We start from the raw sequence: 15,988 nt of genomic DNA, 5'->3' as shown, positions 1-15,988 counted from the left end.
TTGTTGCACTTTCTTCAATCATTCTTGTGGTTTTTAATGTTTCTTTGTATCACTTTTACTTGAAAATTTCTTTTTTTCTTCATTTAGCTAGACCCTTTGCATGTATGCAAGCGCAAGTATAGGTTGTACTGAAAGAATCTTAGCATAAAGATGGATCTTCTAACATACAAAACAATTCATTGATCCTTCAACAAAAATAATCTGTATTTTTGTATTCCTTATAGCCTTGTTTTTGTGAGGGTAAAGACGTTGGGAGAGGGTGCTTTGCTTTACTGCTTAAGGGTGAGGTTTTCTCTGTTTACCATTGCGCATCATCTTTAAAGTTTTCATTACATATATTGTGCCCGGAGAGCAACTAACAATTATAAGTTGCAAAATACACTTTAAAGTAGTATAGACAAAACAAACAATTTTTACGTTCTTTTATACGAGAGAGTAAGTGGGCCGTTATCAAGCCAACTTTGATAATTTCAATCGCAGGGGTTGTAATGCGTAATCTTTCAAATGCAGTTTACAAAAGTAGCAAAAATTATAGCGATGTTGATAAAAGTTTGGGACGTAATATGATGCGTTCTGCAATGCAGGCACCTTATCTTGAGAAGAAGAAGGAGCATGATTTAGCTTTACGTTGGAAGGACAAGCGTGATGATAATGCTATGCATCAAATTGCAGCAGCTCATATGCGTTTGGTTATTTCAATTGCTAGTCGTTTTAAGCGCTTTAAAATGCCATTAAGTGACTTGGTTCAAGAAGGGTATGTGGGGCTCTTAGAGGCGGCTGCGCGTTTTGAGCCTGACCGAGATGTACGTTTTTCGACCTATGCAACGTGGTGGATTCGTGCTTCTATTCAAGATTATATTTTGCGCAATTGGTCGATTGTTCGAGGGGGAACGAGTTCTTCTCAAAAAGCTCTTTTCTTTAATCTTCGGCGTTTGCGGGCTCAATTGGTGCAAGATGATAGCACCATGACCAAACAGGATATTTTTCGTGTCATTTCTGAAAAGCTTGGTGTTTCAGTAAATGATGTTGAAACAATGGATTTCCGCTTTTCTGGTACTGATAATTCATTGAGTATGTCTGTTTCTGAAAATGATGGCAATTCAGTTACTAAAATGGATACTTTAGTAGATGAACAGCCTCTTCCTGATTCTTTAATTGAAAAAGTGATTGATGGTCAAAGACGTACACAGTGGCTTTATGACGCTTTAAAAATTTTGAATGAACGAGAGCTTGAAATTATTCGTTTCCGCCGTTTAAATGAAGAAAGTGCTACTTTAGAATTTTTAGGCGAAAAATTAGGAATTTCAAAAGAACGGGTGCGCCAGATTGAAGCGCGCGCTTTACAAAAGCTACGTTCTGCTTTGCTTAATGTTAACCCAGCTGATGCTTATGAAGTGTAAGCATTTAAGGTGTAAGTATAAGCATTTCAAATTCTCAAACGAGCCTTAAAGAATGTTGCTTAAAAATTGAGATGTTTACATCTACTCAGCAATGATTTTGACACGTTCTTCCGCATGTAAAATTTGGGTTGGAGAGAGTGCATTCATAATACGAAATAGTTTTTCTTTATGGACTGTATCTTGCATTTTTTCAGCAAGGTCTGCAACACTTTCTCCTTTTTTTACGCGTATGACACGAAGCTTTAGAGGTTTTAGCTTACTTAATGCTCGCGATGAAAGTAAATGAAAGCTTTTGATTGTGCTTTTGGTAATATGATTAAAGTCTTCAGGGTGATGAGGGGCGGCAGTAAGAAAACGCAAGACCTGGCCTTTAATGAGAATGACAACAATATCAAATTGCCAATGTTCATTGGATGCATGGGCATAAGCTGCGGCTAAACCTTGGATGGTGATTGGTTTGACAGAAGTTTGATCGAGTCCTGCGACCCATCCACTTTTCAGATAATCACTAGCAGACATGTTTTCAGGTAGGGGTACTGCATCAAAACGAATGGCGGTTTTATCTGGACCACTGGCGACAACAGCGTGCCCTGATGTGTTGATGGTAAAATTATTGGGAAAAGAAAAAGCTATACGCAATTGTGGGTGAATAAATTGGTTTCCTCGGATATACCCTTCGTGAAGGCTTCCACCAAAAATCATACCATCAATATACTTTAAAAAAGTGCTACGATCTGTTTCTCCAATGTTAGGCGCACTGATTTCATGAGCTTTTTTTATAGCAAGCTGGATTCGTTGTGGAGTGGTTGGATGGGTTGCCAAAAAATCAAGGGAAACATTTGTGGAAGGTGAGCTATCGCGAAAGTCACTATAAGCTTCCATTGATTTTAAGAAACGTGGAAATGCAAATGGGTCGTAACCGGCTTGGTTGAGCATTTCGATGCCAATTGAATCAGCTTGGAGTTCTTGACTGCGCGTAAATTGTGCCAGTTGTTTTTTATCTTTCAAAATATTGTGCGATTTGGCACTAGAAGGCCCTAGCATGTCTGTGGCAGTATGATCTGCAAGTTTTAGCTCAATTTCTTTTTGAAGACGCAAAATGCCATGATTGGCTGTAATGTGTGCTATTTCATGGGCTAAGATTGCTGCAACTTCTGACGTATCATTTGCCAATGCCAACATGCCACGGGTAACATAAATATAGCTGCCTGGAAGGGCAAATGCATTGATATTTTCTGTGTCTAAAATAGTGACATGATAGGTTTGATCAGGATTTTGTGAAACAGCTGTCAGCCTGTTTACGATTTTTGCTAACATATGTTCAAGTTTTGGATTGTAATATTCGCCGCCATATGTTTGCAAAATACGTAAATGGTACGTAGCACCCAATGTAGTATAGAGGTCATTTGTGTTGTTGGTTTGGTCGGCTATTTTGCTGGTGTGATCTTCTAAAGCAGGAGGGGGGGGAGAATCAAGTTTATCATTTACCTGGAAAATAGTGTGGCATGCAGACAATAAAAACAGGAAGCTTATGATCGCTATTGGCCAGATTTTCCTAAGAGAAGAAAATATTTGCTGAAAAAATCTGATGCCTTGGATCATTGTGCACCTGGTTTGTTGAATATTTTTCTTTAAAAACTTCATGTGTATTTTAATTTGTCTTGTTACAATCAAGGATCCCTTTTGGTTTCTTTATGATAAGAGTCTATAAAATAATAATAAAGAAAGCTTTATGAAAGGCATAATATGGCATGACAACATTTACAATATTGTTAAATGGAGATATTTGTATCACCGATCGTTTGCTCAATCAAATTCGCAAAAGCCGAGTGATTGCTGCTGATGGTGGGATACGTCATGCTGCAGCATTAAATGTGGTGCCTGAACTTTGGTTAGGGGATTTTGATTCTTGTGATCAGATTTTACTGCATGCATATGGTGATATTCCCCGTGAAGTTTTTCCTGCCGATAAAGATGCAACAGATGGCGCATTAGCATGTCAGAGAGCTTTACGCGAAGGTGCCAAACGGCTTATTTTATGCGGTGCTTTTGGGGGCGATCGCAGTGATCATAGCCTTTCTCATATGATGCAAGCAATAGCTATGGAAGAACAAGGCATTTCGGTTTTGTTGACCAGTGGTCGCGAAGAGGGATGGCCGATTGTGTCAAAGTCTTTTTCGTGTGATTTACCTGATGGTTGCCTGTTTAGTATTATCGGATTTTCTGATTTGCAAGGTTTAACAATGTCAGGTGTTCAATGGCCTCTTTTGGACCAAAATGTGCCTTTCGGGTCTTCTTTGACACTTTCTAACCGTGTGTGTGGAATTTTTTATTGTCATTTATACTATGGTAAAGCTATAATATTAGCGTCTATACATTCTGCGCAAAGTTCTTCTTAATATAAAAATAAAGAAGCAAAAATACAGGGATATAAGAACTGATAAAACATATAACTTCATTTTGAATTTAACAAAGAAAGGATTTTGATATGTTGAAACCAATTTTAACAATGATAATTGTTTTAATCGTTGGTTTAAGTTCGATGGCTTGTAGGCGTGTTGATCCAGCATTGTTAGAGGCTCTTTTTAGTGATTTGCCGGTTGATAATGCATTAGTTAATCATGCACCAGAGTTTTGTGATAGGAAAGATGATTCTTGGAGATAACTTAGGAAAACTTATGACAACTGTGAGTGTAGCGTAATTTCCGCTAAATGCTGAATATGTGTACAACTCTTTTTGTGATTTATAAGGTGGAGGCTATATTACTAGGAGCTATATATATCACTGTATAAGCATCTATACTTAATTCCATAAGACTCTTCTTAATACATAAAAGAAAATAGCGGGGGCAGGGAGCTAAGCGCTGGTGGGGTACATGATTTTATTTTCAAAGGAAGAGGGGGTGGTGATTTATGAAAATCAGTTTAATAAAGGGCAATTGTTTCAATCGTTGATTTAAGTTGAATGGTCAGTAAACGCGTTGATTCACAAATTTTAGAATGGTTTATTTATAATGCATCAGTTAGTAATTCGCCGGAATTTGTAACAGAAATGCGAATTTTTTGAGATAACTTTAAGCATAACTACGAGTGTAACAGTTGTTTGCGCTAAGTAGTTAATATTTGTAGAACTCTTTATTACAAAATTATAATGTAAAGACTATCTTTTTAGAAGCTATATATATTCTATATAAGCTATCGATACTTAATTCCATAAAGCTCTTCTTAATGCCTGAAATAAAATAGCGGAGGCAGAAAGCTAAGTGCTGATGGGGTATGTAATTTTTTTTATTTTTAACAAAGAAGGGGTTTTAATATGTTAAAATCAATTTTTACATTAACAGCTATTTCAATTATTGGTTTGGGTGTAGTGGCTTGTACCCCTACTGACCAAGGGATTGAAGATTATAGCTCTAGAATGTTAAGTAAATAGTTTGACAGGGAGACAGATAATTTCTGGAAATTTCTCTGAAAAAACTTTTGGTGCAGTAATTGATGGCTGTTGTGAATTAACTGTATTTGTGAATTTTTTTGCCATTTATAGTGTGGCAAGATTATAGTGTGAGCATCTATATTTAATTCCACAAAGCTTTTTTTTATGCATGACAAATAATAGCGGGGACAAAAAAATAAATATTGCTAAGGCATATTTAAACAAAAAGGGGGAGTGATATGTTAAAATCAGTTTTAACAAATGGCAGTTGTTTCAGTCGTTGGGTTAGGTTTGGATCAAGTTGAGTAGTTTGCGCAACAACTAAGCAATAAATTGCTACACTAAATTGCACACTATGGTATTTGTGGTACTGCGTTAAGTACTTTGGTAAGAGGTGCTTTGGCAGATACAGAGATTCCAAAAAAACTTTTTGGCTGAAAGTGCTTTAAGCAGGAAAATAAGATTTCAGGAGGATTTTCTAAAAGTAGTTCTTGGTGGCAAATTTGTATCAGTGTGAACTAATTGTATTAGTGGAACTTTTTATTGCCATTGGTAGTATAGCAAAGTTATGTTATGAATATCTATACTTTATTCTACCAAGCTCTTGTCAATGTATAAGAATAAAATAATAAGAGCAAGAAGGGTAAGGGCTGATAGATACATGTAACTTTATTTTGTTTTTAACAAAGAAAGGGTTTTGATATGTTAAAGTCAATTTTAACAATGACGGTTATTGCAATTGTTGGGTTGAGTTCGGTAGCTTGCACAACAACTGAGCAAACAGTTGCAGGATATGGTGTTGGTGGCGCTGCATTAGGTGCTTTGGCCGGAACAGCAATTAGTGGAAGCAGTTCTGGAGCGGTTCCAGGTGCAGCAATTGGCGCCATTGCAGGTACAGTAACAGGTGCTGCTGCTGCTCAGAAAAAACAGCAAATGCCTCAACAGGTACAGTTGTGTACTTATCGTGATGTGAGAGGTCAACTTTATCAAGCTCCTTGCCCACAGCCCGTACAACCAATGCCACAATTGTGCACCTATCGTAATACGAGAGGTCAGCTTTATCAAGCTCCTTGCCCGCAACCCGTACAGCCTTATTAATGGGTGTACCACTTTTACGACTTGATCGTATTGTCTTAACTTTTGGGACAACCCCTTTGCTCAATCAGGCTTGTTTGTCGGTTGGGCAAGGGGAGCGTATTGCACTTGTTGGCCGCAATGGGTGTGGAAAGTCAACGCTCTTAAAAATTGCAGCTGGCCTATTAGAACCAAGTGAGGGGGAGATTTTTCACCACCCTCACGCGTGTGTACGTTATGTGTCACAAAATTCTGGTTTTTCAGAAGGTGGAGATGACGTTTATACTTGTGTAGAGGCTGGTTTAAACGATGGATATGATGTTCAATGGGTGCAGAGCCTTCTTAGAGATCTTGGTTTTGTTGGGACTGAGAAATTAACAACGCTTTCTGGTGGAGAAAAGCGGCGCATATCCTTATTGCAAGCGATTGCAGCAAAACCTGATGTTCTTTTATTAGATGAGCCAACCAATCATCTTGATGTATCAACCATTGAGTGGCTTGAAAGTGTTTTGTGTTCTTTACGTTCAGCTATTGTCGTTATTTCGCATGATCGGCGTTTTTTAGAAACAGTGGCACATTCAACCATATGGCTTGATCGGGGTGTGACTAGAAGGGTTGAAAAGCGTTTTTCTGCATTTGAAAATTGGCGTGATAAAGAGCTAGAAAAAGAGGCTCGTGATCATCATAAATTGGGGCGTCAGATTGTTCGTGAGGAACAATGGGTACGTTACGGAGTGAGCGCACGGCGCAAGCGTAATGAGCGGCGTTTGAGTGTGTTAAAGGAGATGCGAAAGCTCCATAAAACCTATAAAGGGCCTGCACAACGTGCGCTTTTTGCAATATCTGAACGCCAAGATAGTGGTCAATTGGTGCTTGAAGCAAAACGGATTTCAAAGTTTTATGGTGAGCGCGTTATTGTTAAAGATTTTTCATTGCGTCTGCAGCGTGGTGACAAGATTGGCATTGTAGGCCCCAATGGTGTTGGAAAAACAACGCTGCTTTCTGTTTTGATTGGCCGCGAGTTGGCAGATGGTGGGGTGATTAAGCATGGGGTTAATGTGACCATGGCTTTGCTTGATCAACAGCGGATTTTAAATGAGGAAGAAACTTTAGCGCATTATTTGACAGGAGGCAGGGGTGATAGTGTGCTCATTAATGGGCAACAGCGCCATGTTGTTTCTTATCTTAAAGATTGTTTGTTTTTACCCGAACAAGCTTATACCCCTATTAAAGAATTATCAGGGGGGGAAAGAGCCCGTTTAATGTTAGCGCGACTTTTATTACAGCCTGCAAATTGTTTGATTTTAGATGAACCAACCAATGATCTTGATATGGAAACATTGGATTTGCTGCAAGAGCTCATTGCTGATTTTGCGGGGACAGTGATAGTGGTGAGCCATGATAGAGATTTTTTAGATCGAACCGTGTCTCATATCTTGGCACCTGAAGGCAATGGGCGCTGGATAGTTTATGCTGGTGGCTATAGCGATATGATGGCACAAAGAAAGCAGACTGAGCTTTTGCAGCGTCAAGAAGTGCACAAGCCTATTGCACGTGATCGGAAAAAACAAACAGCCTCTTCCTCAAAGGCAGTGCTACGCAGATTATCTTATAAACAGGTTTATGCACTGGAGCACTTGCCTGAACACATAACGCTTTTGCAAAATGAGATTAGAAATCTTGAAAAAGAATTATCTGATCCTTCACTTTATAATTGTGATCAGAATCGTTTTGAGTGTTTATCTGCGACACTTGAAGAGAAAAAGAATTTATGCATGCAAAAGGAAGAAGAGTGGTTGGATCTTGAACTTTTGCGTGAAGCTATTGAAAAAGATAATTGCTTAAATTAATCCATGCCAAGTGCACTTTTATAAAGTTGAATGATGGCTTCTTCTTCACTGCGTTCATGATCTTCTTTTTTGCGCAGTCGTATAATGTGTCGCACGGCTTTACTGTCAAAACCAGATCCTTTAAGTTCAGTATAAACGTCTTTAATATCGTCGGAGATTGCTTTTTTTTCTTCTTCTAATCGTTCAATACGTTCGATAAAAGCGCGCAATTGATTGACGGATATGGCTTGTGTTTCATCTGTTAGAGTGCTCATTATATTTTTCTCCAAGGTATGTGTTATAAATTGGCTCTTTGAATAATAAACTCTTACATTAGGGATGTCTAAAGAGTGTGAGAAAAGTCAATTGTTTCGCTTTTTTTATTAAATTAGCTTTAAATTAAAGTGAATGAAGAAATCTGATGGATAAAGAGAAGATAAGTCTATGTGTGGATAAAGGAAAGATAAAAAAGAGATAAAATAAAAATGTGATAAATTACACTTAAAGTTGCAATATTTTGAAGAAAAAAGAAAAGAAGGGATGAATGTTTTATTGTAGGGACCGTTTTTGTAAAATTGGGCTTGAAAATGTTAAAAAGCACGAAGGCCTGTTTCAACAGACAAGGCAGAAAAAATTGAAGGTTTTTTTGTTGAATGTTCTTATTTTGTTCTTATGTACAGAATATGTAAGAGCTGATTTTCGGGTTTGTAATATGACTCAAAAAACAGTAGGCATTGCCCTTGGTTATCGCATACCTTCAGACTGGATGAGTGAAGGTTGGTGGGTTGTTCCACCTACAATGTGTAAAACTTTGATTGATGGGCCTCTTTCATCGCGGTTTTATTATTTATATGCAGAAGATGCACAGAAAAAGGGCAGTTGGGTTGGTTCTGTGACGATGTGTGTGAAGGATAGCAAATTTGTTATTGAAGGTGTTCATGATTGTTTTGCTAGGGGGTTTCAAAAGGCTACATTTGAAGAAATTGATACAGGTGATCAAACAAGTTGGATGGTTCAGTTAATCGATAGGCCTTTTTTAAATAATTCAGTTTCGAAGTCTCCTAATACTTCAGAGGCCTCACCATGAAACGTGCACGTAAGATTAAAATTATTGCCACTCTTGGTCCTTCTTCTTTTTCAGTATCAATGATTGAGAAGCTTTTTAAAGCTGGAGCGGATGTTTTTCGGATTAATATGAGCCATACAGATCATGCGACAATGCGTGATGTGGTTGAGCGTATACGAGCTGTTGAAAAGGCAGTTTGTCGGCCTATTGGCATTTTAGCGGATCTACAAGGGCCAAAATTACGAATCGGGCGTTTTGCAAATGGCAAAGAGGATTTGATTGTTGGGCAAAGTTTTACGTTAGATAATAAAGATGTGCTTGGTGATGCACGGCGTGTTTTTTTACCTCATGAGGAAGTTTTAGCAGCTGTTAGACCAGGTGATCATTTATTGCTCGATGATGGGAAGCTTGAACTTTTGGCTGAAGCTTGTGATGGTGCATCTATTAAATGCCGTGTGATTGCTGGAACACATATCTCTGATCGCAAAGGGATCAACCTTCCTGATACGGTTTTGCCTTGTGGGATGATGACACCAAAAGATCATGCTGATCTTATGGTTGTTTTGGAACAGTCGGTTGATTGGGTGGCACTTTCTTTTATTCAACATCCAGAAGATATTTTATCAGTTCGCAAGCTGACACAAGGCAAAGTATCCTTGATGGCTAAGATCGAAAAACCTCAGGCTTTAGAGCATATAGAAGATATTATTGATGTGTCTGATAGCCTTATGATTGCACGAGGAGACCTTGGGGTGGAAGTGCCTTTAGAACAAGTGCCATCTCTTCAGATGAAGATTATCAAAGCGTGCCGTCTGGCAGGAAAACCTGTGGTTGTTGCAACGCAAATGCTTGAATCAATGATTACAGCGCCTGTACCAACACGGGCAGAAGTTTCTGATGTGGCCACAGCTGTTTATGCTGGTGTTGATGCGGTGATGTTATCGGCAGAATCAGCTTCTGGTCTTTATCCTGAAGAGGCTGTGGGCATGATGGATCGTATTGCAAAGCAAGTTGAGTGTGATCACACCTATGCGACAATGGTTAATGCACAGCGCCCTAAACCAGAGGCAACAGGGCCAGATGCAATTTCTTTTGCAGCGCGTCAGATAGCTGAAACGCTTCAGTTAGAGGCTATAGTTGCCTATACTGCTTCAGGTGCAACAGGTGTGCGTACATCACGTGAACGCCCAGACAGACCCATTATTGCCTTATCACCGATTGTTCAAACAGCGCGGCGGTTAGCTTTGGTTTGGGGGCTTCATTGTGTGGTTAGTGAAGATGCGCATGATTTAGATGATATGGTGTACCGTGCGGCTGCAATCGCTTTTCAGGAAGGCTTTTGTAAGACGGGTGATCGGTTTATTGTGATTGCTGGGGTTCCCTTTGGAACGCCTGGTGCAACAAATTTATTGCGTATTGCTTCTTATGACTCAAATTCTTCAAAGAGTGTTTGACGCTTTTAAAAGGTATTTAAAGGAGTTATTGAAAAGCGCATACTCTTTTTTGGCAAAAAATCTTGGAAGATATAAAGCTTGGAAAATATATGGTTTGCGCTTTAAGTGTTTGCAAACTACAATAACTCAAGTCGTTGGGTAATTTTTGGATTGATGAGAATCTTTATGCTTTTTTGTTATTTTAGAAGGGTAGGGTTGGTTTCATTATCCTGCAGCAATTGATCGGTCAGCATTTCAATGTGCTCAGTTGTTTCTTGCACAATTTTGGTTAGGGTTTTGTCTCGTTCAGAGTTTTGTTGTAAAAGAGCTGCACAGCTTTCTTGCAGCTTTCTGTTTTCTCTTTTTATTTCTTCCATTTCATCGATAATCATAATGCCAGCCATAACAGATAGGCGATGATCACCGATTTCTCCAAAATCATTTTTCAGGTGCGTGATATATTGATCTAATTGGGCTGCAAGCTTCTGAAGGTGGCTTTCTTGCCCTTTATCGCAAGCCATACGATAAATTTTGCCATCAATAGTGACAGAAACAGTTTCCATGTGTTTAAACCTTTACCTGTCAAGTACGATACGAATTGTTTCCATAGCACGAATCAATCGTTTGGAAACTTCTTTATTGGTTATTTCTAGCCGTTCTACGTGTGCTTCTGATTTATCAAGTTCTTGAGCAAGACGGCTACGATCAGCGTTCATTTGTTGAATTTCTGCTTCCCATTCATTGTGTTTATCGATAATAGTGTGACGATTAGTAATGGCGGCTTCTAAATTTCTGAGTGCTTTTTCTAGTTGCTTTAAAGCTTGTGGCAGAATATCAGTCTCTTGGTTCATAGTGATTGTATCCTTTAACTTAGCCTTTTTACAAAGACGAATCACTCATTCTCTTTTGTTGCATAGATTTTATTGTGAAAGATAAAGAATGTTTTAGCAAGAAAAGCAGGATGTTGATGTTAATTAAAAACTGGATTTTTAAACACTGTTGGCATAAATGTTATAGGTATGATTGGCATGATGTTAGGGGCATAATTTAAGACATAAAACATAATTTAGGAGCATAAAAACCATAAAAAATAGAAAGGCGTGATTATAGGGAACATATATAGCAAAATATATACGTATTATAAAAAGTGTCTTCAAGTTGTCAAAAAATAACAAATTAAAAAAATGGTCTATCATTCATGACAAATACTGAACAACAAAATCAAATGGCCAATGCTATTCGCTTTCTTGCTATTGATGCGATTGAAAAAGCACAATCTGGACACCCTGGCTTACCAATGGGGGCGGCTGATATTGCTACAGTTCTTTACACAAAATTTTTAGTTCATGATCCCAAAAATCCTCGTTGGCCCAACCGTGATCGCTTTGTTTTGTCAGCTGGGCATGGGTCAATGTTGCTTTATGCTTTAATGTATCTTTCAGGCTATGAAGATATCTCACTTGAGGATATCCGAAATTTTCGTCAAATGGGTTCTAAGATTGCTGGGCATCCAGAATATGGCCATGCTGCAGGAGTTGAAACAACCACCGGACCACTTGGACAAGGGTTGGCCAATGCTGTGGGAATGGCATTGGGTGAGCGTTTGTTGAATGCGCGTTTTTGTGATTTGATTAACCATTATACTTATGTGCTTGTGGGCGATGGGTGTTTAATGGAAGGTATAGCTCAAGAAGCAATTTCGCTTGCTGGTCATTTAAAACTAAATAAGCTGATTGTATTTTGGGATGATAATGATATATCAATTGATGGGGCTATTTCTCTTACAGATAGTACAGACCAAGTGGCGCGTTTTAAAGCGTGTGGTTGGAATACAATTAAGGTCAATGGGCATAATCAAAGTGCATTGGCACGCGCCATTGAAACGGCACAAATTTCTGACAAACCAACTTTAATTGCGTGTAAGACAATTATTGGTTTTGGGGCACCTCGTAAGGGGGGGACCAATAAGGTTCATGGGTCGCCCTTAGGGGCAGAAGAAATTGCTGCAACCCGTAAAGCTTTAGGTTGGGCACAAGAGCCTTTTGTTGTTCCTGCTGATATTCTTGATAGCTGGCGTTTGGCAGGTCTTAATGCTGCAAAGGAGCGAACAAAATGGGAGGAAAAGCTTTCTGCTTTACCTGTATTAAAACGGGTTGAATTTGAGCGATTGATGCGTGGCGATCTTGTGAGTAGCTTTGAGAGTGTGCTTGATGAATATAAAAAACAATTGGTTCTAGATTGCCCCCATGTTGCAACGCGTAAAGCTTCTGAAATGGCTCTTGAAGTCATTAATGGAGTGGTTGTTGAAACCATTGGTGGTTCTGCCGATTTAACTGGTTCTAACTGTACAAAAACCAGCCAAATGAAAAGCATTACTGCTGATGATTTTTCAGGCCGTTATTTACATTATGGTATTCGTGAGCATGCAATGGGTGCAGTGATGAATGGCCTTGCTCTTTATGGAGGGTTCATTCCTTATGGTGGGACTTTTTTATGTTTTTCTGACTATATGCGCCCTGCTATGCGCTTGTCTTCCTTAATGGGTTTGCGGGTGATTTATGTGATGACCCATGATTCCATTGGTCTTGGAGAGGATGGTCCTACTCATCAACCGGTAGAGCATTTGGCTGCTTTGCGCGCACTTCCTAATCATTTTGTTTTCAGACCTGCTGATGCTATGGAAACAGTGGAATGTTGGCAATTGGCTTTGAAAGCGTGCAAAACGCCTTCTACTTTGGCTTTGAGCAGACAGAATTTACCATTTTTGCGCCGAGATTATAAAGAAGACAATTTATGTATGCTTGGTGCTTATGAATTATTGATGGCAAGTGATACGGCTCAAGTTACCCTTTTTGCTTCAGGATCAGAAGTGGAAATTGTTGTAAAAGCGCATGCTATTTTAGAAGAAAAGGGTATTCCAACGCGTGTGGTTTCGGTGCCTTGTTTTGAGTTGTTTTTTGAACAATCTGCTTCCTATCAGAAAGCTTTAATTGGCGATGCACCCCTTAAAATTGCCGTTGAGGCAGCCATTCGGCAAGGGTGGGATTACTTTATTGGCAGTGATGGTGTATTTATTGGTATGGAAGGATTTGGTGCAAGTGCACCGATAGATGATCTCTATATGCATTTTGGGATTACATGTGAAAATGTGGTCACTGTTGTTGAAGAAAAATTGAAACAAATCAATGAGGGAAAAATCAAATGAGTATTCGCGTTGCAATTAATGGATTTGGTCGTATTGGGCGCTCTATTTTGCGCGCTATTGTTGAAAGTGGACGCAAAGATATTGAGGTTGTTGCGATCAATGATTTGGGTCCTGTAGAAACCAATGCCCATTTATTGCGCTATGATTCGGTGCACGGGCGTTTTGGCGCACCTGTTAAGGTGGTGGGTGATGCACTTGATGTTGGGCATGGTTTGATTCAGGTAACAGCACAGCGTGACCCTGCGTGTTTACCTTGGGGGGATTTGGGTATTGATATTGCCTTAGAATGTACAGGTCTTTTTACCGAGCGCGATAAAGCAAGTGCCCACTTGGTGGCTGGTGCAAAACGTGTTCTTATTTCTGCGCCTTCTAATGATGCTGATTTAACTGTGGTGTATGGGGTTAACCACCAGGCTTTAAGTAAAGAACACCAGGTGGTGTCGAATGCTTCTTGCACAACCAATTGTTTGGCACCTGTTGCGCAAGTGCTCCACAAGGTTGTTGGTATTGAAAAGGGCTTTATGACGACAATCCATTCTTATACGGGTGATCAACCTGTTTTAGATACAATGCACAGTGATCTTTACCGTGCTCGTGCTGCTGCTCTTTCTATGATCCCCACATCAACAGGGGCTGCTAAGGCAGTGGGATTGGTTTTGCCAGAATTAAAAGGTCTGTTAGATGGGGTGGCCATTCGTGTTCCAACGCCTAATGTTTCTGTTGTTGATTTGACATTTACAGCTCAGCGTTCCACAACAGTTGAAGAGATTAATGCTGCCATTTGTGATGCTGCGCAAGGTCAGCTTAAGGGGATTTTAGACTATACAGCAGAAAAACTTGTTAGCAGTGATTTTAATCATAATCCACATTCGGCTATTGTTCAAAATGAGCAAACTAAAGTTATTGATGGTAAACTTTGCCGCGTTCTTGTTTGGTACGATAATGAATGGGGTTTTTCAAATCGCATGGCTGATACTGCTGTGGCTTTTGCCAAAACTTTGTAAAGAAAGAGGACTAAAAGAGGGCCTTTGTTTTTTTTTTAATAGACATGCTAGCGAGAATTTTCCTTTGTACAGTTGGCTTGATGAAATTTTTTTTGAAAAGAGAGTCTTTTTTTTAAGAATGGAGATAAGCGCTGTTTTTGCTCTTGGACTTAAAGAAGGTAGTGTTATTTAATCAGATCTTTCGATAAGAGATATGTGTTTGCGAGAACTTTTTGGGTAAAGGAGTTAAGCTAAACAATTGATGAAAAGAATCAAAAAAGGGAACAGTAATGAAGTTTCGGACAATTGATGAGGTCGATGTTGCAGGAAAATGTGTGCTGGTGCGGGTGGATTTTAATGTCCCGATGTTACAGGGAAAAGTATGTGATGAAACGCGCCTTGAACGCCATAAAGAGACGCTGAGTGAACTGCAAAAGCGTGGTGCTAAACTTATACTGATTTCCCATTGCGGCCGTCCTAAAGGGCAAAAAGTTTCAGAGCTTTCGCTTCGTCCTGTTGCGCAGGCTCTTTCCAAAATCATGGGTCAGGAGATTTCTTTTTTGGATAAATGTGTTGGCCTTGAAGTGCGTGCTGCTGTTCAAGCCTTAAAAGAGGGCGATATTCTACTTCTTGAAAATTTGCGTTTTCATCAAGATGAAGAGGATAACGATGATGCTTTTGCTGAAGCTTTAGCATGCAGTGCTGACATTTATGTGAATGATGCTTTTTCTGTTTCTCATCGTGCTCATGCATCAACAGAGGGAATTACGCATTTTTTGCCTTCTTATGCGGGGCGTTCTTTGCAACGCGAATTGCATGCTTTAGAACAAGGGCTTGGTAACCCGGCGTATCCCTTGGCGGCTGTTGTGGGTGGCGCTAAGGTTTCAAGTAAGCTTTTTGTGCTCAATCATTTGGTTCAAAAGGTCAATATTTTGGTGATTGGTGGTGGTATGGCTAATAGTTTTTTAGCGGCACAAGGCTATGCTATTGGTAAATCACTCTATGAGCACACTTTAATGGAAACAGTTGAAGAGATTATTGAAAAAGCGCACGAATATCAGTGTGAGCTTGTTTTACCGGTGGATGTGGTGGTTGGATTGCATTGTGAAAAAAATACCCCGTATCGTCAGTGTGATCTTGAGGATATTTCTGATAATGAGATGATTTTGGATGTTGGTCCTCGTTCTATTGAACGGATTAATGAGATGCTTGATACTGCTGCAACTGTTGTGTGGAATGGGCCACTTGGTGTTTTTGAAGTTCCTCCCTTTGATCAGGGGACGATTGCAGTGGCGCGCCACGTTGCAAAACGTACTCAACAAGGTAAGTTAGTGTCAATTGCTGGAGGTGGTGATACAGTTTTTGCACTCAATCATGCGGGCGTTGCGAATGATTTTACTTATCTTTCAACCGCAGGGGGGGCTTTTTTGGAGTGGATGGAAGGCAAAAGCCTTCCTGGTGTTTTGGCTTTATGCAGGCTTGAATAAGTTATGGTATATGATGGCTTATGGGAAGATTCTAATAAGCCATTGTTGTTGAGAGAAATTGGGAAAAAAGAGGAGCTT

The 15,988-nt window shown here is 39.5% G+C and carries 14 protein-coding genes; 10 read left to right on the top strand and 4 right to left on the bottom strand.

The genetic code is table 11. The annotated features are described in order from the left end of the window. Positions 1-488: 488 nt before the first annotated feature. Positions 489-1,400 (top strand): RNA polymerase factor sigma-32, encoded by a 912-nt coding sequence (locus BBBE_RS06545; RefSeq protein ID WP_010701727.1) that lies wholly within the window; start codon positions 489-491, stop codon positions 1,398-1,400. Between the two features lie 81 nt (positions 1,401-1,481). Here BBBE_RS06545 and BBBE_RS06540 read toward each other — a convergent pair whose 3' ends face one another. Further along, the gene (locus tag BBBE_RS06540) at positions 1,482-2,915 is read right to left on the bottom strand and encodes a M48 family metalloprotease (protein ID WP_476693089.1); all 1,434 of its coding nucleotides are present in this window, start codon (positions 2,913-2,915) and stop codon (positions 1,482-1,484) included. 236 nt (positions 2,916-3,151) lie between these two features. On the opposite strand from BBBE_RS06540, the gene BBBE_RS06535 reads away from it, so the two are divergent. From BBBE_RS06535 to BBBE_RS06525, 4 genes are all read left to right on the top strand, one after another. Further along, positions 3,152-3,799, top strand: coding sequence for a thiamine diphosphokinase (locus BBBE_RS06535; RefSeq protein ID WP_010701725.1), 648 nt, complete (start codon positions 3,152-3,154; stop codon positions 3,797-3,799). Between the two features lie 89 nt (positions 3,800-3,888). Then, positions 3,889-4,065, top strand: coding sequence for a hypothetical protein (locus tag BBBE_RS07465; RefSeq protein WP_022708789.1), 177 nt, complete (start codon positions 3,889-3,891; stop codon positions 4,063-4,065). 1,470 nt (positions 4,066-5,535) lie between these two features. Further along, positions 5,536-5,931 carry a glycine zipper domain-containing protein gene (locus BBBE_RS06530; RefSeq protein WP_010701724.1) on the top strand — a complete coding sequence of 132 codons (396 nt, stop codon included), beginning with the start codon at positions 5,536-5,538 and terminating at the stop codon, positions 5,929-5,931. Continuing rightward, positions 5,931-7,757, top strand: a complete 1,827-nt coding sequence (locus BBBE_RS06525) for an ABC-F family ATP-binding cassette domain-containing protein (RefSeq protein ID WP_010701723.1) — start codon at positions 5,931-5,933, stop codon at positions 7,755-7,757. Before BBBE_RS06530 ends, BBBE_RS06525 begins: the two co-directional genes overlap by 1 nt. Here BBBE_RS06525 and BBBE_RS06520 read toward each other — a convergent pair. Further along, positions 7,754-8,011, bottom strand: a complete 258-nt coding sequence (locus BBBE_RS06520) for a DUF2312 domain-containing protein (RefSeq protein ID WP_010701722.1) — start codon at positions 8,009-8,011, stop codon at positions 7,754-7,756. The two genes, BBBE_RS06525 and BBBE_RS06520, sit on opposite strands and share 4 nt — an antisense overlap. Before the next feature lie 269 nt (positions 8,012-8,280). Here BBBE_RS06520 and BBBE_RS06515 point away from each other — a divergent pair, with 269 nt between their 5' ends. Both BBBE_RS06515 and pyk read left to right on the top strand, forming a co-directional pair. Next, on the top strand, positions 8,281-8,823 hold the full coding sequence (locus BBBE_RS06515; protein ID WP_010701721.1) for a DUF1036 domain-containing protein: 543 nt from the start codon (positions 8,281-8,283) through the stop codon (positions 8,821-8,823). Next, positions 8,820-10,256 (top strand): pyruvate kinase, encoded by a 1,437-nt coding sequence (gene pyk, locus BBBE_RS06510; RefSeq protein WP_010701720.1) that lies wholly within the window; start codon positions 8,820-8,822, stop codon positions 10,254-10,256. The genes BBBE_RS06515 and pyk overlap by 4 nt, the downstream gene beginning before the upstream one ends. A 176-nt stretch (positions 10,257-10,432) precedes the next feature. Here the strand turns inward: pyk and BBBE_RS06505 are convergent, their stop codons facing one another. After that, positions 10,433-10,798, bottom strand: a complete 366-nt coding sequence (locus tag BBBE_RS06505; protein WP_010701719.1) for a cell division protein ZapA — start codon at positions 10,796-10,798, stop codon at positions 10,433-10,435. 12 nt (positions 10,799-10,810) lie between these two features. Further along, positions 10,811-11,086, bottom strand: coding sequence for a DUF4164 domain-containing protein (locus tag BBBE_RS06500; protein ID WP_010701718.1), 276 nt, complete (start codon positions 11,084-11,086; stop codon positions 10,811-10,813). A gap of 347 nt (positions 11,087-11,433) precedes the next feature. On the opposite strand from BBBE_RS06500, the gene tkt reads away from it, so the two are divergent. From tkt to BBBE_RS06480, 3 genes are all read left to right on the top strand, one after another. After that, a complete protein-coding gene (gene tkt, locus BBBE_RS06495) occupies positions 11,434-13,440 on the top strand; it encodes a transketolase (protein WP_010701717.1) in 2,007 nt (668 codons plus the stop codon). Further along, positions 13,437-14,444, top strand: coding sequence for a type I glyceraldehyde-3-phosphate dehydrogenase (gap, locus tag BBBE_RS06490; RefSeq protein WP_010701716.1), 1,008 nt, complete (start codon positions 13,437-13,439; stop codon positions 14,442-14,444). Before tkt ends, gap begins: the two co-directional genes overlap by 4 nt. Before the next feature lie 269 nt (positions 14,445-14,713). Further along, positions 14,714-15,910, top strand: a complete 1,197-nt coding sequence (locus BBBE_RS06480; RefSeq protein WP_010701715.1) for a phosphoglycerate kinase — start codon at positions 14,714-14,716, stop codon at positions 15,908-15,910. Positions 15,911-15,988 lie beyond the last annotated feature (78 nt).

This window comes from Bartonella bovis 91-4 (genome assembly GCF_000384965.1).
In the GTDB taxonomy this organism is placed as follows: domain Bacteria; phylum Pseudomonadota; class Alphaproteobacteria; order Rhizobiales; family Rhizobiaceae; genus Bartonella; species Bartonella bovis.
This window is presented reverse-complemented; position numbering and strand designations above follow the sequence as displayed.

What these genes read in the sequence shown, in the direction of transcription:
- BBBE_RS06515 (WP_010701721.1), top strand. Translation starts at nt 8,281, where the DNA reads ATGTTTTATTGTAGGGACCGTTTTTGTAAAATTGGGCTTGAAAATGTT.
- tkt (WP_010701717.1), top strand. Translation starts at nt 11,434, where the DNA reads ATGACAAATACTGAACAACAAAATCAAATGGCCAATGCTATTCGCTTT.
- BBBE_RS06545 (WP_010701727.1), top strand. Translation starts at nt 489, where the DNA reads ATGCGTAATCTTTCAAATGCAGTTTACAAAAGTAGCAAAAATTATAGC.
- BBBE_RS06480 (WP_010701715.1), top strand. Translation starts at nt 14,714, where the DNA reads ATGAAGTTTCGGACAATTGATGAGGTCGATGTTGCAGGAAAATGTGTG.
- BBBE_RS06525 (WP_010701723.1), top strand. Translation starts at nt 5,931, where the DNA reads ATGGGTGTACCACTTTTACGACTTGATCGTATTGTCTTAACTTTTGGG.
- BBBE_RS06505 (WP_010701719.1), bottom strand. Translation starts at nt 10,798, where the DNA reads ATGGAAACTGTTTCTGTCACTATTGATGGCAAAATTTATCGTATGGCT.
- BBBE_RS06500 (WP_010701718.1), bottom strand. Translation starts at nt 11,086, where the DNA reads ATGAACCAAGAGACTGATATTCTGCCACAAGCTTTAAAGCAACTAGAA.
- BBBE_RS06530 (WP_010701724.1), top strand. Translation starts at nt 5,536, where the DNA reads ATGTTAAAGTCAATTTTAACAATGACGGTTATTGCAATTGTTGGGTTG.
- BBBE_RS06535 (WP_010701725.1), top strand. Translation starts at nt 3,152, where the DNA reads ATGACAACATTTACAATATTGTTAAATGGAGATATTTGTATCACCGAT.
- gap (WP_010701716.1), top strand. Translation starts at nt 13,437, where the DNA reads ATGAGTATTCGCGTTGCAATTAATGGATTTGGTCGTATTGGGCGCTCT.
- pyk (WP_010701720.1), top strand. Translation starts at nt 8,820, where the DNA reads ATGAAACGTGCACGTAAGATTAAAATTATTGCCACTCTTGGTCCTTCT.
- BBBE_RS06520 (WP_010701722.1), bottom strand. Translation starts at nt 8,011, where the DNA reads ATGAGCACTCTAACAGATGAAACACAAGCCATATCCGTCAATCAATTG.
- BBBE_RS07465 (WP_022708789.1), top strand. Translation starts at nt 3,889, where the DNA reads ATGTTGAAACCAATTTTAACAATGATAATTGTTTTAATCGTTGGTTTA.